Origin of the sequence: Neobacillus sp. B4I6, assembly GCF_050434045.1 — a bacterium.
Taxonomy (GTDB): Bacteria; Bacillota; Bacilli; order Bacillales; family Cytobacillaceae; genus Neobacillus.
Genome location: NZ_JBNPWB010000002.1, coordinates 3,806,118 through 3,832,488 on the forward strand (window position 1 = coordinate 3,806,118; position 26,371 = coordinate 3,832,488).

The 26,371-nt window shown below is 36.3% G+C and carries 20 protein-coding genes; 6 read left to right on the forward strand and 14 right to left on the reverse strand.

Annotation, left to right across the window (positions count from 1 at the left end; all coding sequences use genetic code 11):
- Positions 1-87: 87 nt before the first annotated feature.
- Positions 88-1,269: an ROK family protein gene (locus tag QF028_RS20980; RefSeq protein WP_429468450.1), complete on the forward strand. Its 1,182-nt coding sequence runs from the start codon at positions 88-90 to the stop codon at positions 1,267-1,269.
- Between the two features lie 505 nt (positions 1,270-1,774).
- On the opposite strand, the gene QF028_RS20985 is transcribed toward QF028_RS20980, so the two are convergent.
- The 7 genes from QF028_RS20985 to uxaC all read right to left on the reverse strand — a co-directional run bounded on the left by QF028_RS20985 (position 1,775) and on the right by uxaC (position 9,824).
- Positions 1,775-2,635: a sugar phosphate isomerase/epimerase family protein gene (locus tag QF028_RS20985; RefSeq protein WP_410888779.1), complete on the reverse strand. Its 861-nt coding sequence runs from the start codon at positions 2,633-2,635 to the stop codon at positions 1,775-1,777.
- 2 nt (positions 2,636-2,637) lie between these two features.
- Positions 2,638-3,642, reverse strand: coding sequence for a Gfo/Idh/MocA family protein (locus tag QF028_RS20990; protein ID WP_215003891.1), 1,005 nt, complete (start codon positions 3,640-3,642; stop codon positions 2,638-2,640).
- A gap of 67 nt (positions 3,643-3,709) precedes the next feature.
- Positions 3,710-4,870, reverse strand: coding sequence for a Gfo/Idh/MocA family protein (locus tag QF028_RS20995; protein ID WP_429468454.1), 1,161 nt, complete (start codon positions 4,868-4,870; stop codon positions 3,710-3,712).
- A gap of 2 nt (positions 4,871-4,872) precedes the next feature.
- A complete protein-coding gene (locus QF028_RS21000) occupies positions 4,873-5,760 on the reverse strand; it encodes a sugar phosphate isomerase/epimerase family protein (protein ID WP_429468457.1) in 888 nt (295 codons plus the stop codon).
- Positions 5,761-6,696, reverse strand: a complete 936-nt coding sequence (locus QF028_RS21005; RefSeq protein WP_429468460.1) for an AraC family transcriptional regulator — start codon at positions 6,694-6,696, stop codon at positions 5,761-5,763.
- 238 nt (positions 6,697-6,934) lie between these two features.
- The gene (gndA, locus tag QF028_RS21010; RefSeq protein ID WP_410888786.1) at positions 6,935-8,347 is read right to left on the reverse strand and encodes an NADP-dependent phosphogluconate dehydrogenase; all 1,413 of its coding nucleotides are present in this window, start codon (positions 8,345-8,347) and stop codon (positions 6,935-6,937) included.
- 73 nt (positions 8,348-8,420) lie between these two features.
- Positions 8,421-9,824 (reverse strand): glucuronate isomerase, encoded by a 1,404-nt coding sequence (gene uxaC / locus QF028_RS21015; protein ID WP_429468463.1) that lies wholly within the window; start codon positions 9,822-9,824, stop codon positions 8,421-8,423.
- 259 nt (positions 9,825-10,083) lie between these two features.
- Between uxaC and QF028_RS21020 the strand changes: the two genes are divergently transcribed.
- Complete coding sequence (locus tag QF028_RS21020) at positions 10,084-11,277, forward strand: ROK family transcriptional regulator (RefSeq protein ID WP_429468466.1); 1,194 nt, start codon at positions 10,084-10,086, stop codon at positions 11,275-11,277.
- 72 nt (positions 11,278-11,349) lie between these two features.
- Here QF028_RS21020 and QF028_RS21025 read toward each other — a convergent pair whose 3' ends face one another.
- Together QF028_RS21025 and QF028_RS21030 are read right to left on the reverse strand one after the other, a co-directional pair.
- On the reverse strand, positions 11,350-12,729 hold the full coding sequence (locus QF028_RS21025) for a glycoside-pentoside-hexuronide (GPH):cation symporter (RefSeq protein ID WP_429468469.1): 1,380 nt from the start codon (positions 12,727-12,729) through the stop codon (positions 11,350-11,352).
- A 382-nt stretch (positions 12,730-13,111) separates the two neighbouring features.
- Entirely contained in the window at positions 13,112-14,521 is a 1,410-nt protein-coding gene (locus QF028_RS21030; protein WP_429468471.1) for an MFS transporter, read from the reverse strand.
- Between the two features lie 484 nt (positions 14,522-15,005).
- On the opposite strand from QF028_RS21030, the gene QF028_RS21035 reads away from it, so the two are divergent.
- Both QF028_RS21035 and QF028_RS21040 read left to right on the forward strand, forming a co-directional pair.
- Positions 15,006-16,532, forward strand: coding sequence for a diguanylate cyclase domain-containing protein (locus tag QF028_RS21035; RefSeq protein WP_429468474.1), 1,527 nt, complete (start codon positions 15,006-15,008; stop codon positions 16,530-16,532).
- Positions 16,533-16,884: 352 nt separating this feature from the next.
- Entirely contained in the window at positions 16,885-17,931 is a 1,047-nt protein-coding gene (locus QF028_RS21040; RefSeq protein ID WP_429468477.1) for an ATP-binding protein, read from the forward strand.
- A gap of 45 nt (positions 17,932-17,976) precedes the next feature.
- Here QF028_RS21040 and QF028_RS21045 read toward each other — a convergent pair whose 3' ends face one another.
- The 5 genes from QF028_RS21045 to nagA all read right to left on the reverse strand — a co-directional run bounded on the left by QF028_RS21045 (position 17,977) and on the right by nagA (position 22,598).
- Positions 17,977-18,984: a CAP domain-containing protein gene (locus tag QF028_RS21045; protein WP_429468480.1), complete on the reverse strand. Its 1,008-nt coding sequence runs from the start codon at positions 18,982-18,984 to the stop codon at positions 17,977-17,979.
- Positions 18,985-19,140: 156 nt separating this feature from the next.
- Complete coding sequence (locus QF028_RS21050) at positions 19,141-19,878, reverse strand: SIS domain-containing protein (protein WP_429468482.1); 738 nt, start codon at positions 19,876-19,878, stop codon at positions 19,141-19,143.
- A 21-nt stretch (positions 19,879-19,899) separates the two neighbouring features.
- Positions 19,900-20,622 (reverse strand): GntR family transcriptional regulator, encoded by a 723-nt coding sequence (locus QF028_RS21055; RefSeq protein ID WP_215003914.1) that lies wholly within the window; start codon positions 20,620-20,622, stop codon positions 19,900-19,902.
- A gap of 24 nt (positions 20,623-20,646) precedes the next feature.
- Complete coding sequence (gene nagB, locus QF028_RS21060) at positions 20,647-21,402, reverse strand: glucosamine-6-phosphate deaminase (RefSeq protein ID WP_429468485.1); 756 nt, start codon at positions 21,400-21,402, stop codon at positions 20,647-20,649.
- A complete protein-coding gene (gene nagA / locus QF028_RS21065; RefSeq protein ID WP_429468488.1) occupies positions 21,399-22,598 on the reverse strand; it encodes an N-acetylglucosamine-6-phosphate deacetylase in 1,200 nt (399 codons plus the stop codon). Before nagA ends, nagB begins: the two co-directional genes overlap by 4 nt.
- Before the next feature lie 247 nt (positions 22,599-22,845).
- Between nagA and nagE the strand changes: the two genes are divergently transcribed.
- Together nagE and QF028_RS21075 are read left to right on the forward strand one after the other, a co-directional pair.
- Positions 22,846-24,735, forward strand: coding sequence for an N-acetylglucosamine-specific PTS transporter subunit IIBC (gene nagE / locus QF028_RS21070; protein ID WP_429468490.1), 1,890 nt, complete (start codon positions 22,846-22,848; stop codon positions 24,733-24,735).
- Between the two features lie 355 nt (positions 24,736-25,090).
- Positions 25,091-26,371 (forward strand): ATP-binding protein, encoded by a 1,281-nt coding sequence (locus QF028_RS21075; protein ID WP_429468493.1) that lies wholly within the window; start codon positions 25,091-25,093, stop codon positions 26,369-26,371.

Sequence of the window (26,371 nt, forward strand, 5' to 3'; positions counted from 1 at the left end):
AAACTAATTACCTGTATAATATCATTATGACTAAATTACGTCAATATTAATAAGTTATTTCCTTTTAAAAATGCAAGGAGGTTCTTTATGCTCACAGGAGATGCAGCATTTATCAAAAAAATGAACAAGTCTTTAATCTTAAGTAAAATTGTTGAGCATAAATTGATATCTAGAGCAGAGCTTGCAAAAATTACAGGATTAAATAAAGCAACGATCTCTGTACAGGTATCAGATTTATTGGACAAAGAATTAATTATTGAAACACAACAGGAACACAAAAGTTTGGGGAGAAGGCCAATCATGCTCTCAGTTAACCGAGAGGCAGGTTTTGCCCTGGGAATTGACCTAGATAAAAATTCAATTACTTTTACCATATCAGATTTAATTGGTACTTCTATTCAGACAGATATAATTGAAATGCAAGTATCTGAATATGATGTCATTCTTAAGTTATTAATAGAACAGATTACTTGTTATAAATTTAAATCCGCCCATACTCGTTACGGTCTTGTTGGTATTACCATTGGAATACATGGAATTGTGAATAAAAATGAAATAATTGATTTTGTCCCTCAACACGGTTGGCGAAACAAAACCTTAAAAAAAGACTTAGAAAATGAAATAGGAGTCAATGTTTACATCGAAAATAATGCCAACTTATGCTCCATTGCGGAAAAAGTGTATAAACACCACCAAAGTAACAACCTATTATCTGTCAGTTTGTATTCTGGAATTGGTCTTGGATTTATTATCAATGGCGGATTATTCAAAGGATTCCACGGTTATGCTGGTGAGATTGGGCATATGATTGTCGTTCCAAATGGACTCCCCTGCCGTTGCGGAAATTTGGGATGCTGGGAACAATACGCTTCCGAATTGAGTTTTATTACCCAATTTGCTGAAAATCAAAAAGAAATAGCTTTCAACCTTGAAGATTTTCAAAATCGGATCAATGAACATGACCCTGTTTTCCTAAAAGAGATAGATCGATTTATTATGTATCTTTCTATTGGATTAAATAATTTAATTAACCTTTATAATCCTGAAATCTTAGTGGTAAATAGTGAAATCCTTCGTATATATCCTAATGCAGCTGAAGAACTTAAAGCCCATCTCTCTTCTTCCATTAGCCATTATTCGGAATTGTTGATCTCAAAATTTGGCAAAAGGGCATGTATCATGGGTGCTTGTGCTTTGACCATTCAAAACTTTTTAGGGGTTTCAGAGCTTTGTTTAACTTTGTGTGAGGAGAACTTTCTCGATAAATAGAATAAGCAAAAAGTAACTATAAGCCTTCATTCCAGAGGGCTTTTTCTTTTTCATTTGGAATGAATGAAATAACGAGAAAATCGGCATAATTATAAGAAAAAAGATGATGTGAACACTTTCATAACCAATGTTCCCGTTTTCATCGCGTTTGTTTCCGTTTTCAGTGAGTTTGTTTAAATTTTGATAATAAATGATAATAAGAGTATCAAATTACTAGGAGGCATTGTAATGAAACATTTAATTAATTTAGTAGTTAAACAAATTGAAAAACATGGTGAATACATTCCATTTCATCTATCTGAACCTGTCAGAACCAATTCACGTAAATAAAATGTGAATTGGTTTTTTTTTGCTTGTTAAACTTGGCTGTTGAGTTCCGCTCCAATCAACTTGGCTATAAAATCAACAATGTCTTATAACACAGCCTTTTAAAAAAACGAAAGTGCCTGACACCATAGTGCCTGACACCCAATTTACTTCATATCTTTTTACGGTCGTTTTAATTTTAAAACCATTCGCCAAATCCTAGTTTTCTCAGGTGATTAGCTGAAATTTCTAGACATTCAAATGGATCGCGACCATACGTATCATCTTGTTCTACCAAGAAATATTGTGCACCGCTTTCAAGACCGGCTTCAGTAATCGCTTTGATATCAAGGTTTCCTTCACCGAGTTCTGCAAATTCAATCGTATTCGTGAATTTGTCAAAGAATTTAGCCATATCTTTGAAGTCAACTTCACTTAAATCCATTTGTCCAATTCGATAATCCTTCAAATGTAAGAGTGAAATACGACCTGTATATTCCTTAACAAACTCCACAGGATTTACGCCTGCTCTTTGAATCCAGTGAACATCTAATTCAAATCCAAGCTTAGTGGTGTTATTTTTAATAATGTCTAACAAATATTCACCATCATATTTTTGAAATTCTAAATGATGAGTATGGTAATACAATTCAATTCCATGCTCAGCTAATCTGTGAGCCATTACTTCTGCCTTTTCAATAAATTCCATGATTTTATCTTTATGGCCCATACATGTTAACGGAAGCATACCAATACGTAAGAAATTACAATCAAGTGTCTTACAATCATTAACTATTTTTTCAAAATCACTTGTCAATGTTTCGCCAGGCATTCCAGGCAACATTGGCTCTACAGCGGCAGAAAGAGCCGCAATCTTGATATCAAAATCTACACTCGCCCTTTTTAATTCCGCTACGTTTTCTGGAGTCATAGGTATTTGAGATACTTCAACAGCGTGATATCCAAGCTCACTAACTTTTCTCATTGTTTCATAAGCACCTAGTTCTTCCACTTTGCCTTTAAGCATCATCATTTGAACGCCGATTTTACCTTTTTTCATGGTTATCCCTCCATCTTAATACTTTGTTTTGTCTCTGAAGAAAGTCGAATAGCATCAATCATTTGAATAGATACGACCGCATCCTTTGCATGAACATAATCATGAGTACCCTGTAAAATACAGTTATAGAATTGATTGATCGTTTTCGCATGGCTGGCACCATAATAGAATTTTGAGCCAGGCAGCTTAGCATCTTCTACCAATTCTTCCTTTTTTCCCTCTTCATTTATTCTTGTGAGAATGCTGTCTTTAATGATGAATTTACCCTTTTCAAGATATACTTCAAGCTCTACACTGGAGTTCTCTGGATTGGCATTGGTTGAAAAAAATAATCCTCTTGCACCGTTTTCGAAGAGTATATGTGCGGAAGCAGTATCTTCCACTTCAATCCCATAATCCAATAATTGGTCCACTGAACCTCTTATTGATTCTATTTTTCCGCCGACTAGCTGGATTAAATCCAGTGTATGGAGGGATTGATTGATCATGGAACCGCCCCCGGCATACGCCATTTTTCCACGCCAAGGTTTCACATCATAATAAGCTTTTGGTCTGTACCAAGCCACCAACCCTTTAACTCCTGTGACCTTGCCATATTCGCCGCCTTTGACAATCTCCATAAGCATTTCAAACGACTCATTATAACGGTTTTGTAAACACACACCGATTTTAACATCACGGTGGTCTTCCTCTAGTTTTACGAGTGCCTGTCCCTCTTCCGTGTTCAAGCCCAATGGCTTTTCTTGAAAAACATGAACACCCTTTTCAACACAAGCTTTTGTTATAGGATAGTGTAGATAGTGAGGCAGGCAATTATGGACAACATCAAGGTTTTCTTTTTCAAGCATCTCGTGATAATCTCGATAAAAATTTACCCCAGGTACATTATCTTTTAATGATTCATCAAGATCACAAACTGCCACTAACTCAGCATTTGGGTTCGCTTGTATAGCTGGAATATGAATTTTTGAAATATCTCCAAGCCCTATTACTGCTACTTTTAGCATGAGCTTCTCCCCTTTTTTGAAACGAACTCAAAGCTGTATTAGCGATGAGTTCGTTTCATGTGTTTGATTACTTTCTAACCGGATATTTACCTTCTTCTGCAATCCGTTTATTTAATTCTTCTAGGAATAAATCTTCATCAAATGGTATTTCCACTTCCTTGCCTAACCAGGCTGACAGGTGCATAGCATTTGCAAGTCTAACACCATTAATGCCGTCGCTGCCAGGTGCTAATAATGGAGTACCTTCTACAATCGCAGAAGCAAAGTCATCTAATACAGCAATGTGCTGTTCGCCCCAAACATTGCCAAAATCAAGTACTTCCTCAGTGAAAATATCACCTGCACCGCCGCCCATAAACAGCTTCATAACATCTGACATATCCATGGAATTGCTCATTTCATTTTCAGATTTCTTCAGGCGCTTGATGGTTATTTTCTTACTATCGTCTACCACAATTTTTCCTTTATCGCCCAGGATTTCTAGACGGTCAGTCCCCACTACATCGTGTGTACGAGTTACAAATACACCAGTAGCACCATTTCCATAATCAAATACTGCTGTCACATCGTCTTCAACAACAATATCTCTTTGAGAGCCAAAGTTTACTTTCGCATAAACCTTTTTCGGCATGCCGCAAATCCATTGAAGCAAGTCAATTTGGTGTGGCGCTTGGTTTACAAGGACACCTCCACCTTCTCCGCCCCAAGTTGCTCTCCATTCACTTTGATTGTAGTACCCTTGAGGTCTCCACCAAGTAGTAATAATCCAGTTGGTACTGCGAATGCTGCCAATCTCACCATTATCAATAATTTCTTTTACTTTTTTATAAAGTGGATTTGTACGCTGGTTAAAGAAGATGGCAAACTTAACTTCAGGCTTTGTTGCTGCAAAGTCGTTTAACTCTTTAACTTGTTTTGTATAAACACCTGCTGGTTTTTCCACTAATGCATGGAGGTTTCGTTTTAGTGCTTCGATTCCCATTTCAGGATGGAGATAATGCGGAACAGTTGTAACGACCGCATTAACGTCACCGCTTTCCATCATATCGATATAATTATCGTAGAAAGGAACACCAGGATACTTCTCTTGCGCTACTTGTTTTTTAGCAGGATCATTATCACAAATCGCACCAATCACCATGTTTTTAACTTTGCCTTCAGAAATGAAATTAGCGTACATACCGCCTTCTGCACCTAAACCAATAATCCCTAATCTAACTTGTTCCATTATTACTTCTCCTCGCTTTCAATTGTTTTAAGAATTTCTAAAAGTGCTTCATATTGAAGCTTGTAGCCGCCGGCACCATCCAGCCCCTTGTTGTCTTTTATAATCTCAGTTGCATCCTCAAGTTCTAAATCCTTTAGTGAATCAAAGAGAACGAGGTGTGGCTCAAGAGTTAAAAAGCCTTTGTAGCCGCTCTTAATAAATTGAGCTAATAGCTCAGGTATTTTACCTTCGCCAGTTCCACAGACAACGTTTTGACTATCTGATGTTACAGCATCCTTAATGTGTATATAAACAATCTCGTCTTTTAAGAGATCGTAACACTCTTGTGTGTCCTCACCGCACTGTACGAAATTAGCAAAGTCAAAAATCCCTTTAAAGTAAGGAGAATCTACTTCTGTTAAAATCTCATGACAGCGTCTTCCGATATCACCAAAGATATCCTTTTCATTTTCATGCAGCAAAATCACATTGTATTTTTCTGCAATGGCCGCATATTCCTTAAGCTTACTAACGACTTCCTCACGGTATTGGTCGGCATTGTCGCCCTTAGGAATATAAAAGCTAAATATACGGATATATTGACAATTTAATAAGTTGGAAATTTGACAAAGCGTGTCCAACATGATCTTTTGATTGGCAAATCCATCTTCATCGTTAATGAACACCTTGCCAATAGGCGACCCTATTGAAGAAACACCGATACCTGCCTTTTGAAGCCGTGGTTGTACATTTTCTTTAATCTCATCAACAGTATAATCACCAATATTTTTCCCATCAATCCCGCGTAAAGAAAGATAATGCATACCAAGATTTGAGACAACTTCAAGCTGGGTATCAAAATCAGAAGAGATTTCATCTGAAAAGCCTGAGATCAATAAGTCTTTATTCATTTAGGACTGTTCCCCCTTTTTCACAGTAATGTTGCTAGTAATTTTATTTTTACGATAACGTGACGGTGTGGTGCCCACCTTCTCCTTAAAATACCGACTAAAATGGGCAACACTCTCAAAGCCAGTTACCCGTGACACCTCTGTTAGCGTTCGATCAGGCTCCATTTCCAACAAATATTTCACCTGATTGAGCCGGCATCCCATCACATATTCCATCACCGTAAAGCCAGTGACTTCCTTAAACACATGCGAAGCATAATACTTACTCAGATTCAACTCTGCAGCCACTCGATCTAAACTTATTTTTTCGCTATAGTGTTCATTAATCCAAGACGCAATAGCCTCTGCATGATGTTCCTTTTCAGTCTTTTTACTTGTTACTTGAGATAACTCTTTTTGACTCATTTTAAAAATTCCTATCAATAATTGAACTAACTCAAGTTTCACTTCGGCTTCTAATAGTTCATTTTTCTTACCGGTTCGTTGCATTTCTTTATTAATCTGTTCCAACGATGCGGCGATTTCCTTTATCCGTCCATCAACAAATTGTCCCGCTTCATCATATCGTGTTCGCAGCAAACAATTGTTAAGTTTTTTAAAAGGATCTAACAAATTTGGGATTCCAAGAGCTGTCAATAACTCTTGCAGCCACGTAGGTGAAAAATGAAGCATACTCCTTGTATACGTGCTGCCGGTCCTCGGGTTCGGTTTATGCAATGTCATACCATCCAAAAGAATGATATCACCAGGCTGTAATTCATAAATCCTATTATTAATTAAATACTTACAATCACCCGAATGAAAAAAATAGATCTCATATTCTTGATGTGAGTGAAAATTAAATATGTTGGACTCCATACCTTGTGCTCGGTAGAATGCGTTTATCCATTCATCCATTATTTTCTTTTGGTTCGGAGATGTATTCCACTCATCCATTACTCTCACACCCTTATAGGTAAGCGTTAACAAATTAATTTGTTAACTGAACATACTATTATTATATTGCACTTAGAAACCAAAATCATTCTCTAAAACTGCTTAAAAAATAGTTGATTTTTGACTCATGTTGCTTTTTCATAATGAATTTTAGACAACCGACTATTAAAAAAAGAGACAAAACCAGCCCCTGTTGAGCTAGTTTTGTCTCTTTTGAAAGTGGTCCAAATCAAACTGCTTATTCCATCCAGTGTGTATGGAATACTCCTTCTTTATCAACACGTTGATAGGTGTGAGCACCAAAGTAGTCACGTTGTGCTTGTAACAGATTAGCTGGTAAAGTTTCTGTACGGTAGCTGTCATAATAGGCAATCGCGCTAGCGAATGACGGTACAGGAATACCACGCTCAATTGCCACAGCAAGAACTTGACGTAATGGCTGTTGATAGTTTTCAACAATTTCTTTGAAGTATGGATCTAACAATAAGTTTCTTAATTCAGGGTCGCGATCATACGCATCTTTAATCTTTTGTAAGAATTGTGCACGAATGATACAGCCTCCGCGGAAAATCATCGCGATATTACCGTATTGAAGATTCCAATCGTATTCTTCAGAGGCAGCACGCATTTGTGCAAAACCTTGTGCATAAGAAACAATTTTACTCATATATAATGCTTTACGAACTGCTTCGATTAATTCTTCTTTATTGCCTTCAAACGCCTTAACTTCTGGTCCATTAAGAACCTGACTTGCCTTAACACGCTCATCCTTCATTGCTGAAATAAAGCGGGCAAATACAGATTCAGTGATAATTGGAAGTGGAACACCTAAGTCTAAAGCATTTTGGCTTGTCCATTTACCAGTACCCTTTTGACCAGCTGTATCGAGGATTAAGTCGACCATTGGTTTACCAGTTTCTTCATCCACTTTTGTAAAGATATCAGCCGTAATTTCAATCAAATAGCTGTCTAATTCGCCTTTATTCCATTCAGCAAAGACCTTATGAAGCTCTTTTGCATCTAAACCAAGGACATTTTTCAAAATAAAATAAGCTTCACAGATTAACTGCATATCTCCATATTCAATTCCGTTATGAACCATTTTCACATAGTGACCAGCACCATTTGGACCAATATACGTACAGCAAGGATCGCCCTCTACTTTTGCAGAAATGGCTTCTAAGATTGGTTTAACAAGGTTATAAGCCTCTTCTTTACCGCCTGGCATGATAGAAGGACCTTTTAATGCGCCTTCTTCTCCACCTGAAACGCCAGTTCCGATGAAATGGAATCCTGCTGTCTCTAGTTCCTTATTACGTCTGATTGTATCTTGGAAGAATGTATTCCCACCATCAATTAGAATATCGCCTTCTTCGAGAAATGGCTTTAAAGAGTCGATGGTTGCATCTGTTGCAGTACCAGCTTTAACCATTAATAAAATTTTGCGAGGCTTTTCTAAAGAATTAACGAATTCTTCAACAGTACGTGCACCTACAAAGTTTTTTCCCTCTGCTTCATTCTTTAAAAACTCTTCTGTTTTATCGTATGAACGATTAAATACAGCGACAGAATAACCACGGCTTTCGATATTTAGGGCAAGGTTTTTACCCATAACAGCTAAACCAACTACACCAATTTGTTGTTTAGACATACTATCCCTCTTTCATTATTAATACTACTTAGATAACCATATTTCTTTCATTAATACAATTAAAAAGTGCTTTTTAGCGTCTTAAAAAATATTTTTCGGCATTATCAAAACAAATATTCTTTACCATTTGCTCCATTTGCTTCATGTCATTCGGCGCTAACCCTTTTTCAACCCATTCGCCAAGGAGGTTACATAGAATTCGGCGGAAGTAATCATGACGTGCATAGGATAGAAAACTGCGAGAGTCTGTCAGCATGCCGATAAAGTGACTGAGTAATCCGACATTTGCAAAATCCTTCATTTGTCTCTCCATACCATCGATATGGTCTAAAAACCACCAGCCAGAGCCTAATTGAACTTTTCCTGGAATCCCTTCTTCATAGAAGTTACCCATCATTCCAGCTAAGACTACATTATCTTTTTGGTTCAAGTTAAATAATACAGTTCTAGGAAGTGCATTTTCCTGATCAAGGGCATCAAGGAATCGGGATAACCCCTCAGCCATATTAGCTTCTCCAACGGAGTCAAACCCTACATCTGTTCCAAGCAATTCCTTCATCCTTGTGTTGTTGTTTCGCATTGCTCCCATGTGAAGCTGCATGACCCACTGCTTTTCTGCATACATTTTTCCAAGTTCTTTTAAGAGGAAAATACGATAGGCAATCATTTCATTATTTGTAAGTTGTTCACCGCTAATACGTTTATTGAAAATCGCTTCAACCTCTTGTTTGGTTGTTTCTACATATTCCATTTTTTGAATATCATGGTCTGAGGCACGGCCCCCATTTTCATGAAAATACTCTACTCTTTGTTTCAAAGCTGTTAAAAATCCATCTAAGGAATCCGTTTTTATACCTGACACATCCGCCAATTTTTCAATCCAGCTTTTGAAAGTTGGACGTTCAATAAAAAGCGCACCATCCGGACGGAATGTTGGAGCAATAATTGTTTTAAAGGTCTCATCATTTTTCAGTAATTGATGGAATTCTAATGTAGAGATTGGATCATCCGTTGTTCCGATAAACTTTACATTTGATCTCTCAATTAAAGCTCTTGCACTGAATTCAGGCGTCTGTAACTTTTCATTACATTCTTCCCAAATTTCACGAGCTGTCTCAGGACTTAATACTTTATCAATACCAAAGACCATTTTTAATTCTAAGTGCGTCCAATGGTATACTGGGTTTCCAATTAAATGTGGAACTGTCTCTGCCCATGCTGAGAATTTTTCCCAATCACCCGCATCTCCAGTAATGTATTGCTCTCCGATACCATGCATGCGCATTGTTCGCCATTTATAATGGTCCCCACCAAGCCAGATTTGAGTAATATTTTCGTAAGACTTATTTTCCCAAACTTCCTTTGGATCTAAGTGACAGTGAAAATCAAAAATTGGTGAAGATGCTGCGGCATTTTCATACAGTTTAACTGCAGTATCTGTATTTAACAAAAAGTGTTGATCCATAAATTTTTTCATCGAATACCTCTCCTTTAGATAGAAATTCATACAGTAAATGCACATCTGTAACCCCTTACAGAAAAATATAAGTATTTGTTATCAGATCGTTCTCCTTTAATTTGTTTAATAAACAAATTAATTACATTCCTAATTTATCATGTTTAATATGTTTAGTCAATTAACTATTTAGGAATTAATAGAATAATAACGACATTTTAATGAAAGAACTGATATAATAAGAATATAAACAAAGGAATGCACGAAATGGAGGATAAAAATGGTTACGGGTGATGCGGCATATATAAAAAAAATTAATCGCTCTTTAATCCTTAGAGAAATTGTTAAAGAAGGAATGATTTCGAGAGCAGATCTATCCAAAGCCACTAACTTAACAAGAGCAACCATCTCAGCACAAGTTGCAGACTTATTAGAAGAAGGGCTTATTATAGAGACACAGCTTGAGCATTTTTCGGTTGGAAGAAAGCCGATTATGCTCTCATTGAACGGACAAGTTGGCTATGCACTTGGTATTGACCTTGATTATGGTCAAATATCATTTACATTATCAGACCTTCTTGGCTGTCCTGTTTCATCTAATATTATCGAAATAAATACTTCTAATTATGCAGAGATTCTTCATCTTTTAATTCAACAAATCAAAAAGTTCAAAGCAGATTGCACTACGAGCCGCTATGGTATTGTAGGAATTGTTATCGCCATCCATGGTCTGGTCACAAAAGACGAAGAGATCCACTATGTTCCACGATTTAATTGGCATGATATTAGTCTCAAGCGTGATTTAGAAAGAGAATTTGATACGTCTATCTACCTTGAAAATAATGCAAATCTAAGTTCTTTTGCCGAAAGGGTCTTTGCGCACCATGAAACAGACAACTTGTTATGTGCGACCCTCTATTCTGGGATCGGCCTAGGTATGATGATGAACAATGAGTTTTTCCGAGGAAATGACGGATATGCTGGTGAAATAGGTCATATGATTGTTGTTCCACAAGGTAAACCATGCAATTGTGGAAATAAGGGTTGCTGGGAAAAATATGCTTCGGAATCGGTCATTTTTGAACATTTATCTGAAAAACGACAAATAAAGAATCTAACTTACGAACATATTCAAAAGTGGCTTAATGAAGGCGATGTGGAAGTACACGAATTGATGGAACAATTCCTTTTCTATCTTTCCATTGGATTGAATAATATGATTAACATGTATAATCCAGACGTACTCGTGCTTGATAGTGAACTGCTGCGTATGTATCCGGACTCTCTCGATAAAATTAGTGGAAATCTAAATTCTTCAATTAGTCATTACCGGGAATTAATGATCTCTACTATCGGGAAAGAATCTTGTGTCCTTGGGGCATGTGCACTTGCTATCAAACATTTTCTTGATGTCCCGATGTTAAATTTACCTTATGAGATAAAATCCAACCGAATTGGAAGCGTACTCATTTAGAACTTGATTACCCCTTCTTTCAAGGAAAAACCCCTTTTAGCTAGTGCTAAAAGGGGTTTTTATCGATGTTCATTACGCACTTTTTAAACTATCATTCACCTTTTGTTTTTCTTTAAGTTCATCAACAATCTTTTTATAAAGATCCTCTGTTAAATTATACAGAACAATTAAGATAACCGCAGCAATTAAGTTTAGTCCGGCTGGAACGAGGAACATTAGCCCTTTTATACCAAGGAGTGCGCCAGCAGTTTGCTCTGCATTTGGAACATAACCGATTAATCCAAGGGCAACGCCAGGAATAAAACCAGCTAACGCCTGTGCTAGTTTACGGAAGAAACTGTAACTTGAATATACAATCCCTTCTGTCCGTTGTCCTGTTTTCCATTCGTGATAATCCACTGCATCCGCAACCATTACCCATGGTAAACCTAGTGCAAAGCTAAGACCTAAGCTTCCAATGGTAAGTAATATAAGGAAAGTCGGTACGTTAGCTGGTAGAACAAAGTTCGCAACATCCGCGGCAACTCCAATAAAAAGACCGATAATAAATGTTTTCTTTTTTCCAAGTCTTTTAACAAGTGCTGGAATAAAAAATGAACCAATGACAGCGATTCCAATACTAGTAAATGAAAGCAAAGACATAAGACCTGGATTTCCTAAATTATATTGTAAGTAATATAACTGAACAGCCGTGCGTAGGTTACTCCCTGCAACCATAAACAAACAAACGAAACATAGAGCAATTAGCGGTCTATTACTTAGCAATAATTTGAAGAGTTTCGACATCGGAAGCTTTTCTTCTTCTTTTTTAGGCACCCTAATCACATTTTCATTTGTATTACGATAGCAAATATAATGGAATATGACCCCAATTAACGCCATCGAACCGATTCCCACGGTATATCCTAATTTTTGATCTGGAAAATATAAAACAATTGGGATAACAACCATCCCAGAAATAAGCATTGCAAATTGGCTGCCAATAGCTCTGAAGGATCCAAGAGATGCCCGATCCACAGAATCTTGGGTCATGGAAGCTGCGAGTGATCCATAAGGAATATTAACAATGGAATACGACAACCCAAAGGCCATATAGGTTATAAAAGCAAAAACAATTTTTCCTGTATCTGAAAAGTCAGGTGCCATGAAAGAAATGACAGTCATAATGGCAAGCGGAATCGATCCAAATAAGATGAACGGCCGGAACTTACCTCGTTTACCTACCTTCCGTTTATCCACAAAAGCACCTACAGAGGAATCTGCAAATGCATCAAAAATCTTTGATACTAAAAATACGAGGCCGCCCCAATAAGCAGATATTCCTAAAATATCTGTATAGAACTTAAGCAAATAAATTTGCCCCATATCAAACATAAATCCGTTACCCACATCACCTAAACCGTAGGAGATTTTTTCTTTTAAGGTTAATTTTTTTTGGGCACTATTCTCCATTATGTCTCCCTCTTCCTTTTATATTAATTAAATGAGTTTTACCTGTAACCCTTTTCAAAACTACAAAAGATTATATGGTTTGAATATTAAGCTTGAAAAAGTTTTTTAATTTGTTTAATAAACTAACAAATTAACTTCATTGATAGAATACCACCGTCGACAAATTTCGTCAATAATAATTTGTAAGCGTATATCATCCTGTCCAACCCATTTATAAACATTTATCCAGCAAAGATCAATAATGGAGTTCATAACATAACAGAAAAGGCTCCGATTCGTATGAAATCGGAGCCGATATTTTCCTAATTTAAAATATCACTTAAGACATGATGAAAAAAGATAGCTAACAGATGTTAGCTATCTTCCTTCTGGTAATATTGAATTAATGTTTGCCTTTTCTCCTTTCAGCTAAATCAGCTGTAAGTTGCGCTGTACGTTTTTTGTTTAATGGATAACAGAATACAATAATTAGGAACACAACAGCAAGTATGCTTGCAGGTACTAGAGTTCCAAGTGTATGAATTCCTTGAAGCGTATCAGCTGTTTGTGCTTTAAGAGTTGGATTATAACCAACAGCTGCGATTGCTGCACCACCAACTCCGCCAGCTACTGCTTGACCAACTTTACGTGCCATAGAATAAATCGAGTAAACGGTTCCATCTTCACGTAAACCAGTTAAATACTCATGATAATCAATAACGTCAGTAACAAAAGCCCAAATGACAAGGTTGAAAATTCCATAACCAAACATCCCAATTGTTAATACACCAATAAATTGTGTTCCAGTTAAATTTGGAAGGAAGTACAAAATCGCATATATAACTGTTGCTATTAATAAGCCACCAGAAGCCACTTCTTTTTTACCAAATTTCGCAACTAATGGTTTAACAAATGGCATACCTACAAATACTGCAATAGCTTGAAGAAGACCAACCATACTTAGTGCTTTCGCATTTCCGAAGTAATCTTTAAATAGATAAACGTTTACTGCACCAATTAGCATAAAGCAAACCAAGAACAATAATGAAGCAATGAGGAACCAAATTAATGGTTTGTTTTTTCCAAGACCTTTCATTGTTTGTCCCAAATTCACTTTTGGTTTAGTTGTTTCATCCATTACAATTCGTTCAACCGATAATTTATAACAAGCCATATAACAAGCAAGTGCAAGTCCACCGAAAATTAATGCAGCTAATATGAAGCGATTAGCATCTGGTTTGTTGTTAACAAACAAAATCATAGGGCCAACCACGTTAATAATTAAACCAGCCAAGTTTCCACCTAATGTTCTCCAGCTTGAAAGTGCTGTACGTTCAACAGGATCGCCTGTGATAACTGAAGCCATTGATCCGTAAGGAATATTAACTGTACTATATAGTGTTCCCCAAATAATATATGTTACGTAAGCATAAGCAAGATAAAATCCATCTGACATTCCTGGAATGTGAACAAACATTAAAACACCACAAATAACAAGCGGGAAAGACATTCTAAAAATCCAAGGCCTGAATTTGCCATTTTTCCCTGCTTTTCTTGTATCAATAAAACGGCCCCATGATACGTCTGCTACTGCATCCCACAAACGGGCAAGTAAGAATAATCCACCGACTGCTGCAGGATTAATATGAAAGACATCTGTATAAAAAACCATTAAGAATGCGGCAACTAGAACAAAGAAGAAATCGTTCCCCCAATCACCAAACATATAACCAAGTTTGTCTTTCATTCCAAACTTTCTAAATTCATTTGCAGAACCTTGTACTACAGCGGCTTTTTTTGCAGTTTGACTCATTTTTGACCCCTCCATTATGCATTTAGTTTTTAATCTAACCCGATTACCTATACCTTTAAATCCTTAAAACTTTTTGAACATTCAGTACTTTGAAATCCCTTTCAAAGATTATTAAAAAAATATTAGTGCATTTCTTTTAATTAGTTTATTGAACTAATTAATTAGTATAGTTGTATCTTATCATCGACTATTTACTCAGTCAACAGATTTTTGTAAGCGTTTAATAAAAAATTTTTCCAAATATTAAGGTTCCTTCTCTTACGTGATTAAGTGCTTAAGATAGTTTGTAGTCAGAAGTAGTATATTGATGTAATTAAAAAAAAATTGACACTAACTGTTCAAGAACGTCACAAGGGAGCCTTTTTTAATCTAACTTTGTCATAAATATCTAATTCATAGTATAATTGGAAAGATGCAAATAATTTATGAAATAATATTGCACAATAGCTCTAAGAACTTTATTCACTATTCCAGGAGAGTATGCATGTTAAAAGATTTTGTTTCAAATGCCTCACTATTAATTGCTTCCTTTTCTATTATGGGAGTGTTATTTAAAGATAAGCCAATTAATCCTTCCTCTCCGCTATCCTCAAAATTATATTGGGGATTTTGTTTTGGAGTTCTAGGGAATATTTTAATGTCGTTTAGCATTCAAATTAACGTAAACACGATTGCTGATCTACGCCATTTGGCAATAGTGATCGCAGCAACTTTCGGTGGGTATATCCCAGCATTATTGGCTGCTGTTCTTATTGCAGCAGGAAGAATCCTTCTTTTTGGTATGAATGAATCTTCCTTATTGGGAGCAATCGGGGCTGTATTAACAGGCATCCTCTGTGGTGGAATCGCAACATTAAACTATTCCAGAACTTTAAAGGCTTTCATAATGAATCTGATTGGTTTATTAATTGTTTCAATCATTTTCATTATCAGAATTGACAACTTCCAAATGCTCAAAAGTGTTTTAACCATACATTATTTAATTTCTCTCATTGGTGGTTTTTTTGCTTATCATTTTTTTGTTTTCGTGGTGAAGTCATACGAAGTACAAAATCAATTAAAGCATAATGTCATGAAATTGAAGGAAACAGAAGAACGTTTTCGCCTCATAGCTGAATATTCAAGTGACATGATTACAATGCACAACGAAAAAGCCGAATATATTTATATTTCACCCGCTGTAAAAGAAATTATTCATTTTGAGTATCCTGTACTTCTCGGAAAAAAAATGGAGGTTTTTATTCATCCAGATGATGTTGTACAAACAAAAGACATGTTTGAAAAAGCACTTCATGAGGGTGGGGCTGAATCAACTTACAGGTACCGTACGAATAAAGGAGATTATGTTTGGATTGAATCTACTTTAAAAAGCGTTCATTTCGAAGAAGATGGAAGTAAGAAAGTCATTATTGTATCAAGAAATATTACTGATCGAAAACTTACCGAACAAAAACTACAAGAGGCAAATCAATTACTCAATCAACTATCCTACTTAGATGGACTAACAGGGATTGCCAACAGAAGATATTTTGACGAAACACTTAATAAAGCATGGGCTAATTCTTCTATAAGTCATACGCCAATCACATTAATTATGTTTGATATTGATTACTTTAAAAAATACAATGATACATACGGCCATCTAACTGGAGACTTTTGCTTACAATCAATCGCACAAGCTATTAACAATCAAATGGCTGTTAACTCTCATTATACTTTTTGCCGTTATGGAGGTGAGGAGTTTGCTCTCATCTCTCCTTCTACAACCATGGAGGAAGGGATGAAAATTGCTTATCAAATTCAGGAGACAATTAAGTTACTTAAAATTCCTCATATTAGTTCTGACATTGCTGATATTGTTACGTTAAGTATTGGATTTGCCACAATGGTTCCAACAACTTTAGAAAAACCGCAAGCATTAATTCAAATGGCTGATTCGGCATTATATTTATCTAAGACAAAAGGTAGAAATACAATTTCATCTTCTCATTTAAGCATGGAAGGCTTGTAAATAATACAAGCCTTCCTTTTTTTATCAATTCAAAACATATTTTTCTAAATATTATGCAAATTTTGTTGTATAATGCGGAAAATACATGTAAAATTTTCCTATCAGCCCTTTTTGGATGGTGAGACAATGGAAATTACGAAACATCTTTTCTTAAACCTCTCAATATATATCGTTTTATTGTTTTTTTTGTTTAATTTTTTTAGATAATTATAAAAAATTCACCCTATCCAAACCCTCACTTACAATCTTTTTTATTGCCATGTTATGGTTATGTATTCAATTTTCATACAATCCGATTTCATATGTTCGATATGATTTAAGGATTATTCCTTTGGTTTTGGGGGCCCTTTATGTGGGAATTGGCCCGATTCTTATAGGAGTAATTATTATTATTCGGGGTTTCTATGGTTTTGATTTAGGCTTTTTTCAAACCATTATGCTTTATGCACCTCTCTCGATAATATTCTGGAGATTATATCCTTGGTTTTTAAAGCAAATTCCAGTACGCCGTATTTTCGTTACAGTATGTTTGGGAATAATCCTCGGCGTTATTACAGTTATCGGGATGAGTTTCGCCAATACTCATTCCTATTGGCTGGATGCGTGGACTGCGTTCTTATTCATTCCCTCTCTCGGGATTGGGATCATTTCATATGGGATTGAATTTGTTAGAAGAAATAATGAAATGCAGCAGCAGCTGATTAAAGCTGAAAAATTAAAAGCAGTCGAACAAATGGGAGCGGCCATTTCCCATGAGATTCGAAATCCACTAACTGCAGCTAGCGGGTTTGTTCAGCTCCTGCAAGATGATTACCTTTCAAGGCAAAAACGGAAAGAATATTTATCGATTGTAAAAGAGGAATTAATTTCGGCTGAACGGGTTATACAAGATTATTTAACCTTTGCAAAACCATCGATTGAGTCATTTGAGGAAATAAATGTAAAAAGTGAATTACGGCAAATAATTAATATTCTTCAGCCCTTAGCCCATCAAAATTCAGTCGAGATTAACACAGACTTTTCAGTGATTGGGTTTATAAAAGGGGATGGGCAAAAGTTCCGTCAATGCTTTGTGAATGTCCTCAAAAATGCGATTGAAGCAATGCCTAATGGAGGTTATTTAACTGTCACAACGGAGTATAGTAAAAACAATGTAACCATTAGTGTGAAGGACACTGGTGTAGGAATGAACATAGAACAACTAGAGCGATTAGGAGAACCATTTTATTCTACAAAAGGAAAAAATGGAACAGGCTTAGGTATGATGGTGGTTTATAGCATAGCACGTGCAATGGATGGCACGGTTTGGGCTGAAAGTGAAGTGGGAATGGGAACCACTTTTCATTTTAAATTTCCAACGATTTCGTCGATAATGAAAAAAGAAAATATTATCATTTAAAAAACAAACCGACAGAAGATTACCTTTTGTCGGTTTGTTTTAACTTTATTTTCCAATAAACATTTGGGTCCAGTGTTTGCCTGTCGCTTCAAATCCTACCCCAATATGAGTAAAATTTGAACTTAAGATATTTCTACGATGCCCTTCACTGTTCATCCAAGCAGTTACTACTTCTTGTGGCGTTCGTTGTCCTTGTGCGATATTTTCACCTGCAGATTTATAAGTCACGCCAAAATCTCTCATCATGTCAAATGGTGATCCATAGGTAGGGCTTGTATGTGAAAAATAATTTTTTTGCTGCATATCCAACGATTTTTTCTGTGCAACACTGTTTAACTGTTTGTCCGCCTTTAGAGCAGGAAGTCCGTTTTTACTGCGTTGGGCATTTGTTAGGTCAATTACTTGTTGTACGTATTGACTAACTGTCCCAGTAGCCGGTGCATTATTTTGTGTAGTAGCTGGCTGTTTTGGTGCAGGTTGGGCTTGTGGTGGAGCTGGCCGTTGTTGCTTCGGTGCTGGCTGTTGTTGGATAGGTGCTGGTGCTGGTTGTTGTTGAATTGGTGCCGGTTGTTGTTGGACTGGTGCTTGTCCATTCGGTCTTTGCTGCTGAATATAAGGTTGGATCTGTTGGAGTGCCAAATTACCTAGTCTAGGATCGAGACGAATAAACTGGTACTTTGCATCTTGGATTAATACCGCCCTTGTATGAGGGTATTGATTACTGTTCAAATTTGTTTGATATGCAGAAATCATATCATCATTGTTGTTGTAATTTTTCTTATTTTTTCGTTTATTGTTATAAAAATTTACATCAGAATCAGATTCGCTGTTATTATTGTTCGTATAATCCTCAGTTAAAGGACCATTGTGGTCGATCCCATCATCTCTCCCATTACGTACATCCATATAAGGGGTATTGTTTCTGTTATTCGTGTTCATTCCTATACGATTTGACCCTTGATCATTTATCTCTTTATTATCATTGTTATTACAAGCAGCAAGGCCCATTGTTAAGACCGCTGTTAACAGTAACCCAACTGGTTTTTTTATCAATCGAAATACCTCCTTCTGAAATTCATGTTGCCTTCATAGTGTTAATGTTTTTCAAAGAAAGTATTGATGGAAAATAAACGTATTTAATAATCGGGCATAATAACAATTTTCCACAAAAAAAACCAACTATTGAAACTGTCGGCTTGTTTTTAAGGGTCAATTTTCCAGCATCGGAATTCGGCCTTTATATTTGTTAATAAGATCTCGATTATGTTCTTCGGCACCATCTGCATTGCCACTTTTAAAGATTGGCGGTTCAAAATTATTTTCAATCATTATGCGGATGGCTTCAACCATTATTCCGTTAACAATTGCTGTCCCTACAACCGTTGAACCTGAACCAAAGTTTACACCAATTGACTCGTGCTCCATTAATGCATCACCCACTTTAATATGATTATCAATGGAAAGGTCAGCCGTATGATACAAATATTCACCATTTTTATGTCTTGACTTCACGGTTTTTGTATAAACATACGATGTGACGCTAATGACAAATGCACCTTTATTTTTAGCAATCTCGGCCACATCAATTGGCACAGGATTCCTGCCAGAGGTTGATGCGACAATAACAACATCTTGAGGTTGAATCTTAACATTTTTCATGAATTGTTCTGCAAAATCATTTTCTTTTTCTAATTGAGAGGAGCGAACCGCCCCTTTATGCAGCATTAAATCTTCTATTAGGATTGGATTAATTGGAACCAGTCCACCAGCTCGGTAAAATAGTTCTTCCCCAAGCATATGGGAATGTCCGCAACCAAAAACATGAACAATCCCATCCTTTTGGATGCACTTGGCCACATTCTTTGCAGCTTTTTTTAGGTTTTCATTTTCATCCTTTTCGATTAAGCTTAATAATTCTTTAAGCTTAGAAAAATAAAGATTGAACAAGATAAATAATCTCCTTTGTTTTCAGCGTTTCATCTGAATCATAAACTTGTAACGATCCGCACGATATACAGATTTAACAAATTCAACCGGGGTAGTATCTTTAAGAAAAGTATTTCTTTGGATTAACATAACTGGTGACCCTTTGCTAATCTTTAAATAATTTGCCTCACTTTGGCTGGCAACTGATGATTCAATAATCTGAGAAGCGCTATCAATTTTTAAGTCTAACTGTCCTTCAATATGTGCGTATAGGGATTTATTTACAATTTGTTCCGTAAGTCCTTTAACGAGATTTGCTGAAATATAATTTGTTTCTAAGGCCATTGGGACACTATCTGCCATACGAATCCGTTTGATTTCATATACGGGTCCATATTCAGAAATCAAAAGCTGACCTGCTATTTGTTTTGTCGCCGGAATAATTTCAAAGTGGATTAATTGGCTCCCTGGTTCCAATCCTCTTGCCTTCATATCTTCTGTGAAGCTTGTTAATCCCTGAAGGGGCTGTTCGATTTTTCTTTCTGCAACAAATGTTCCTTTTCCTTGCAAACGATATAAATAGCCCTCATTTACTAACTGTGTAAAGGCCTGTCTAACGGTCATCCGGCTAATTTGATATTTCTCCGCATATTCTCTCTCAGGAGGGAGAGAATCACCAGGCCGCAATTCGCCGTTTTCAATTAACTCTTTGATATATCCTTCAAGTTGATAATAAATTGGAATGGGAGAATTCTTATTAATCATTTTCCTCCAACTGCATCCTTTCCTTTACATTGGCACCTTTGCGCTATATTGAACCTTTAGATCTGCTATTGCCGCTTTATCTGCAATAATTGTAACACATGGATGATTTTTCAATACGGATGCAGGAAAACTTTCATTAATTTTGCCGTTTAAAAGTCTAAACAGTGCTTCTTTTTTCTTTTCACCTGAAACGAGAAGAAGAATTTCTTTGCTTTTCATAATGGTTGCAATCCCCATCGTAATCGCTTTTGTAGGAACCTCATCAATTCGGTTAAAAAATCTTGCATTTGCTTGAATGGTTGAAGGTGCTAACTTTACAATATGCGTTTTGGAACCAAAGGAAGTTCCTGGTTCATTGAATCCAATATGCCCATTACTGCCAATTCCGAGAATTTGTAAATCAACGCCGCCATGCTTAGCAATTAAATCTTCATAACGATTGCATTCTTCTTGAAAATCAGCAGCAATACCGCTTGGAATATTTGTTTTAGCTTTATTCATATCAATATAATTAAAAAGTTGGTTATTCATAAAATACCGGTAGCTGTTCTTATTATCACCTGATAGTCCCATGTACTCATCCAAATTAAATGTGGTTACTTTCTGATAAGACGTCCCATTCATTTTGTGATCCTCGATTAGACTTTTATAGGTTCCGATTGGTGTCCCACCTGTTGCTAATCCAAGTTTAATACTTGGATTCTGAACTACCTTTTCAATGATAAATTCAGCCGCTCTGTTACTCATTTGTTGATAATCATTTACCTCAATAATCCTCATTTTGAGTTTTCCTCCCTTTTAAATGCAAGAGCCCCACGGCAAAGTGTCATATAAACTTCCAGTTGCTCATCTAAAATGACAATGTCTGCATCTTTTCCAACAGCAATACTGCCTTTCCGATCATACATATTCAACTGCTTTGCTGGATTTACTGAAGCCATTTCAATGGCGTCTTCAAGTGGACAGCTAGTGTAAGCAATAATATTTTTTACTGCATGCCCCAATTTTAAAATACTTCCTGCAAGGGTTCCGTCCTCAAGGACTGCTTTTCCATTTTTTACTGTTACCTCTTGACCACCAAGATCATATTTACCATTTTTCAAACATTTCGCCCGCATGGAATCAGTTATTAAGATTAACCCTTCACTTTGCTTTTGCTTGAAAGCAAGTTTTACCATTTCCGGACGAACATGCACCCCATCCACGATAATTTCAGCTTTTAATTCATCTCGTAAAAAAGCTGCACCCACGACACCGGGTTCACGATGATGCAGTCCCCTCATTTGATTAAAAAGATGGGTTACGTGGTTTGCACCAGCATCAATGGCTTGATCAACCTCATCAAAGGTTGCATCGGTGTGACCAATTGATGCAATGATCCCATTTGACTTTAAATATCGAATCATTTCTAATCCACCTGGACGCTCTGGCGCAAGTGTAACAAGTTTAATATTTCCGTTTGTGAGATTTTGCCACTTTTGAAATAAAGCAAGGTCTGGGTCAATAATATGCTGTATCGGCTGTGCCCCTGCTCTTTTTGCGTTTACAAACGGCCCTTCAAGATGGAGGCCAAGTATTTCGGCCTTTCCATTTGGTTTCTGCTTTTCAATGTATTGCGCTGCATTTATTAAAGCATTTTCAATTTGTTTACCTTCTTGGGTCATTGTTGTGGCTAAAAAACTCGTAGTTCCTTCTTTCGGTAAAGCTGTAACCATTGTGTCTAGTGCTTCCTTAGTGGCGTCCATCGTATCAGCACCATTGACCCCATGAATATGAACATCGATTAAACCGGGAATTGCTTTATAGTGCCCAGGAAGCTCAATAACTTCAAATTCATTCTCCTTTTCAAGTTCTTCCATTGATCCGATTTCCACTATTTTTCCGTTATTAATTTTAATAAATCCATTTTCAATTAATATATCTTCTGCATAAACTTGGATTCCCTTAAGCAAAATATGATTAATTTTTTGAATCATTGAAATTACTTCCCTTCGGGTATTTCTATACTATATATTAGCATCACCCTTTTCTAGTTGTCTATACCAATTTAATTGAATCGAAAAACTTAAATTTTCCACCTTTCGGTCATCATTTATCGTAAAGGAATTTAAATATCTATTATTGAATTAAAAATTGGTATAGACATCTATAAATATTTAGTGATATATTTACTGATGGAAAAGCGCTTTCACTAGAATGACTTTTAAAAAGGAGAGGACTATTATGTTAGGATTTTTACAACGGATTGGTAAAGCATTAATGCTTCCGATAGCAGTATTGCCTGCTGCAGGGCTATTGCTTCGGTTTGGACAACCCGATTTATTAGATATTCCATTTATAGCAAATGCAGGAAACGCAATTTTTGCAAACTTAGCATTAATCTTCGCGATAGGAGTAGCCATTGGTTTTTCAAAGGATAACAACGGTGCCGCTGCATTATCCGGTGCAATAGGTTACTTGGTTTTAACTGAAGGAACAAAAGCAATTGATAAAGATATTAATATGGGAGTTCTTGGAGGAATATTAGCCGGGATTATTGCGGGATTATTATACAATCGCTTCCATGATATAAAGTTGCCTGAGTGGTTAGGCTTCTTTAGTGGCCGAAGGTTTATTCCAATTATTACTTCCATTGCAATGGTTCTTTTAGCTGGAATTGCCGGATTTGCTTGGCCGCCGATTCAGGATGGCATTAATGGGCTCGGAAACTGGATTATTGGCTTAGGAGCAATCGGGTCAGGTATTTTCGGTTTTTTAAACCGTCTGCTCATTCCTTTAGGCTTGCACCATGTATTAAACAGTTTATTCTGGTTCCAATTTGGAGAGTATGCTGGTAAAACCGGAGATATTGCTCGTTTCTTTGCTGGAGATCCATCTGCGGGCGGTTATATGACTGGATTCTTCCCAGTTATGATGTTTGGACTTCCTGGTGCAGCGTTTGCTATTGTGGCTGCCGCAAAACCGGAGAAAAGAAAAGCTACATTAGGAATGTTTATTGGTTTAGCATTGACTTCATTCCTCACAGGGATTACAGAACCAGTTGAGTTTTCATTTATGTTTATTGCTCCATTATTATATGGTGTTCATGCTGTTTTAACAGGATTATCCTTTGTGATCACATCGATGCTTGGAATTCGTGATGGTTTCACTTTTTCTGCAGGTGCTATTGATTATGCATTAAACTTTAACATCGCTGAAAAGCCATTATTGTTATTAGTAGTAGGTCTTGTCTACGCCGTTATTTATTTCGTTATTTTCTACGGATTAATTAAAGCATTTAATATTAAAACACCTGGCCGTGAGGATGATGACGAAAACTTCGATAATGCGACTCCCGCTGCCACTGTTGGTAACAATAAATATGAAACGATGGCTTATCATTTTATTAATGATATTGGTGGAAGAGAAAACATTACAACAATTGATAATTGCACAACACGCCTTCGCTTAAATATTAAGGATATGGAGAAGGTAAGCGAATCTGCCCTCAAAGCGCATGGTGCTAAAGGAATTATGAAGTTAAATAAAACCAATCTGCAAATCGTGGTTGGTACAGAAGTAGAATTTATTGCTGATGCTATGAAGAAAATTGATATGGACAATGTAAATCTTGATATAATTCCCAACGAAGACACATCAGTGAAAGAGAATCGGAAACTACCTCTTTCGGAAAAAGAATTTATTATGCCTATTGAAGGAGAAATTATTCCACTTCATGAGGTTCCAGACCAGGTCTTTTCACAAAAAATGATGGGTGATGGTTTTGCAATCGTTCCATCTAAAGGTTCAGTAGTTTCACCTGTTGACGGTGAAATCATTAATATATTTCCAACAAAACATGCCCTTGGACTCAAATCAAAACAAGGATATGAAATTCTCATCCATGTTGGGATGGATACTGTGAATTTAAAAGGAGAAGGTTTTACAGTTCTTGTAAAAGAAGGCGAGCAGATTACAAAAGGGCAAGAAATTCTAAAATTTGATTTAGATTTTATCAAGAAGTCAGCTCCATCTACTGTTACTCCTATTATCTTTACGAACCTAACAAAATTAAATGTAAAGAAACAAGGACACACGCCTCAAGGTCAAAGTGGAATTCTATCGATTGAATAAAAAATAACGACAGGTGTCAGGCACCTGTCGTTTCTTTTATGCGAATAGTTTCGCTTCTTCGGCTTGGAAAAAGCTCTTCATCGCATGAAATACATGAAGTCCATGTTTATACGATTGAATTTATTTAATCAATCTTTTAAATGGCAGTATGTTTACTTTTCTTAAAGAAATTTTATTATCTGGTGCAAGCACATCGCATCCGCATCATATGGATGAAAAATGACATCTTTTGATACATTCACAAAAAACAGGTTATAGTATATTGATTTGCCTCAGGAAATGGTAAAATAAATTATCTTTATAAGTAAAGGCACCTGTTTAGTTAGGTGCCTTCATTACTTCAAAGGAGACATAAATGTTTTCTTCATTTTCATTTTTTGAGATATTTTTTAACAAATCTAGATGGATTTCCTTAATTCTTACTGGTCTGTTAACCGCGTTTGCTAGCGAAATCAAAGTAATTCCTTTCAATGGGGAGGCTTTTCGTTTCGGATTAGGAAGTATTACTTTTTTTCTAATAATTCTTATTCAGCCACCAGCTTCATTAGCTTTAACAGGGTTCTTCACTGGTATGATTGTCGTTTGTTTTCGCATTCTTGGAGATTTGATGATCGATCCCGTTCCTTTCTTGGCAAACATAAAGAATCATCTGCCTGCATTTCTGTTTTATTTCTTGTTTGGTTTAGGGCTCAGCGTGATTAAAATAGAGAAATACAAAACTTTTCCCCTTATACTTGGTTTTTTGGCTGCAGGAATAGAGTTTATCGCAAACGGCGCAGAGCACCTGATGCGCTACCTGTTATTAAATCATGAGAACTCAAGCTTTAGCGAATGGGCATTATTAAGCGGGGTTGCCTTATTCCGGAGCTACTTCGTTGTAGGACTATATAGTTCCATAACTGTTTCGGAACAAAAAAAACGAATGCAAGAAATGCTCGAAGTTGGATCGGAATTATATTCGGAAACTCTCTACCTTCAGAAATCAATGAATCATATTGAACAAATCACGGCATCTTGCCATGATTTATATCGAAAATTAAAGAAGAGCAATCAGGGCGAGCTAAGCGTGCAAGCATTGCTCATTGCTCAAGAAATACATGAAGTGAAAAAGGATTCACAGCGGATACTTTCAGGTCTGTCCAAGATAACGATTCAAAAAAGTAATGATGATTTTTTTCTTTCTGATGTGCTAGGATTTGTGGTTACAGCAAATGAAAAATATAGTGAAATGTTAGACAAAAAAATATCGTTTAATCTGACAATTTCTACCGATTTTTATACCCATCAAAAAATTCAATTACTGGCATTATTGAATAATCTGACCGCTAACGCTGTTGAGGCCATTTCGGAAAAAGGAAAAATCGTTATAGATATCTTCGAGGAACTAGAGTTTATTTATTTCACTATAAACGATTCTGGAAATGGAATTCCCGAAGAGGACCTATCAATCATCTTTGAACCTGGTTATACAACAAAATTCAATAATCATGGGGTTGGTGCAACAGGGATTGGTCTATCTCATGTACATGAAATTGTTCATACTCTTCAAGGCCAAATTGAAGTAGAATCACAAGATGAAGGTACTACTTTTCGAATCAAAATTCCTACCGATAACATAAGAAAGAAAGGTGAATAA

What these genes read in the sequence shown, in the direction of transcription:
- QF028_RS21000 (WP_429468457.1), bottom strand. Translation starts at nt 5,760, where the DNA reads ATGAATAAAGACTTATTGATCTCAGGCTTTTCAGATGAAATCTCTTCT.
- QF028_RS21055 (WP_215003914.1), bottom strand. Translation starts at nt 20,622, where the DNA reads ATGATTAATAAGAATTCTCCCATTCCAATTTATTATCAACTTGAAGGA.
- QF028_RS20995 (WP_429468454.1), bottom strand. Translation starts at nt 4,870, where the DNA reads ATGGAACAAGTTAGATTAGGGATTATTGGTTTAGGTGCAGAAGGCGGT.
- QF028_RS20985 (WP_410888779.1), bottom strand. Translation starts at nt 2,635, where the DNA reads ATGAAAAAAGGTAAAATCGGCGTTCAAATGATGATGCTTAAAGGCAAA.
- nagE (WP_429468490.1), top strand. Translation starts at nt 22,846, where the DNA reads ATGTTAGGATTTTTACAACGGATTGGTAAAGCATTAATGCTTCCGATA.
- gndA (WP_410888786.1), bottom strand. Translation starts at nt 8,347, where the DNA reads ATGTCTAAACAACAAATTGGTGTAGTTGGTTTAGCTGTTATGGGTAAA.
- QF028_RS21035 (WP_429468474.1), top strand. Translation starts at nt 15,006, where the DNA reads ATGTTAAAAGATTTTGTTTCAAATGCCTCACTATTAATTGCTTCCTTT.
- QF028_RS21025 (WP_429468469.1), bottom strand. Translation starts at nt 12,729, where the DNA reads ATGGAGAATAGTGCCCAAAAAAAATTAACCTTAAAAGAAAAAATCTCC.
- QF028_RS20980 (WP_429468450.1), top strand. Translation starts at nt 88, where the DNA reads ATGCTCACAGGAGATGCAGCATTTATCAAAAAAATGAACAAGTCTTTA.
- nagA (WP_429468488.1), bottom strand. Translation starts at nt 22,598, where the DNA reads ATGATTCAAAAAATTAATCATATTTTGCTTAAGGGAATCCAAGTTTAT.
- QF028_RS21075 (WP_429468493.1), top strand. Translation starts at nt 25,091, where the DNA reads ATGTTTTCTTCATTTTCATTTTTTGAGATATTTTTTAACAAATCTAGA.
- QF028_RS21020 (WP_429468466.1), top strand. Translation starts at nt 10,084, where the DNA reads ATGGTTACGGGTGATGCGGCATATATAAAAAAAATTAATCGCTCTTTA.
- QF028_RS21030 (WP_429468471.1), bottom strand. Translation starts at nt 14,521, where the DNA reads ATGAGTCAAACTGCAAAAAAAGCCGCTGTAGTACAAGGTTCTGCAAAT.
- QF028_RS20990 (WP_215003891.1), bottom strand. Translation starts at nt 3,642, where the DNA reads ATGCTAAAAGTAGCAGTAATAGGGCTTGGAGATATTTCAAAAATTCAT.
- nagB (WP_429468485.1), bottom strand. Translation starts at nt 21,402, where the DNA reads ATGAGGATTATTGAGGTAAATGATTATCAACAAATGAGTAACAGAGCG.
- uxaC (WP_429468463.1), bottom strand. Translation starts at nt 9,824, where the DNA reads ATGAAAAAATTTATGGATCAACACTTTTTGTTAAATACAGATACTGCA.
- QF028_RS21005 (WP_429468460.1), bottom strand. Translation starts at nt 6,696, where the DNA reads ATGGATGAGTGGAATACATCTCCGAACCAAAAGAAAATAATGGATGAA.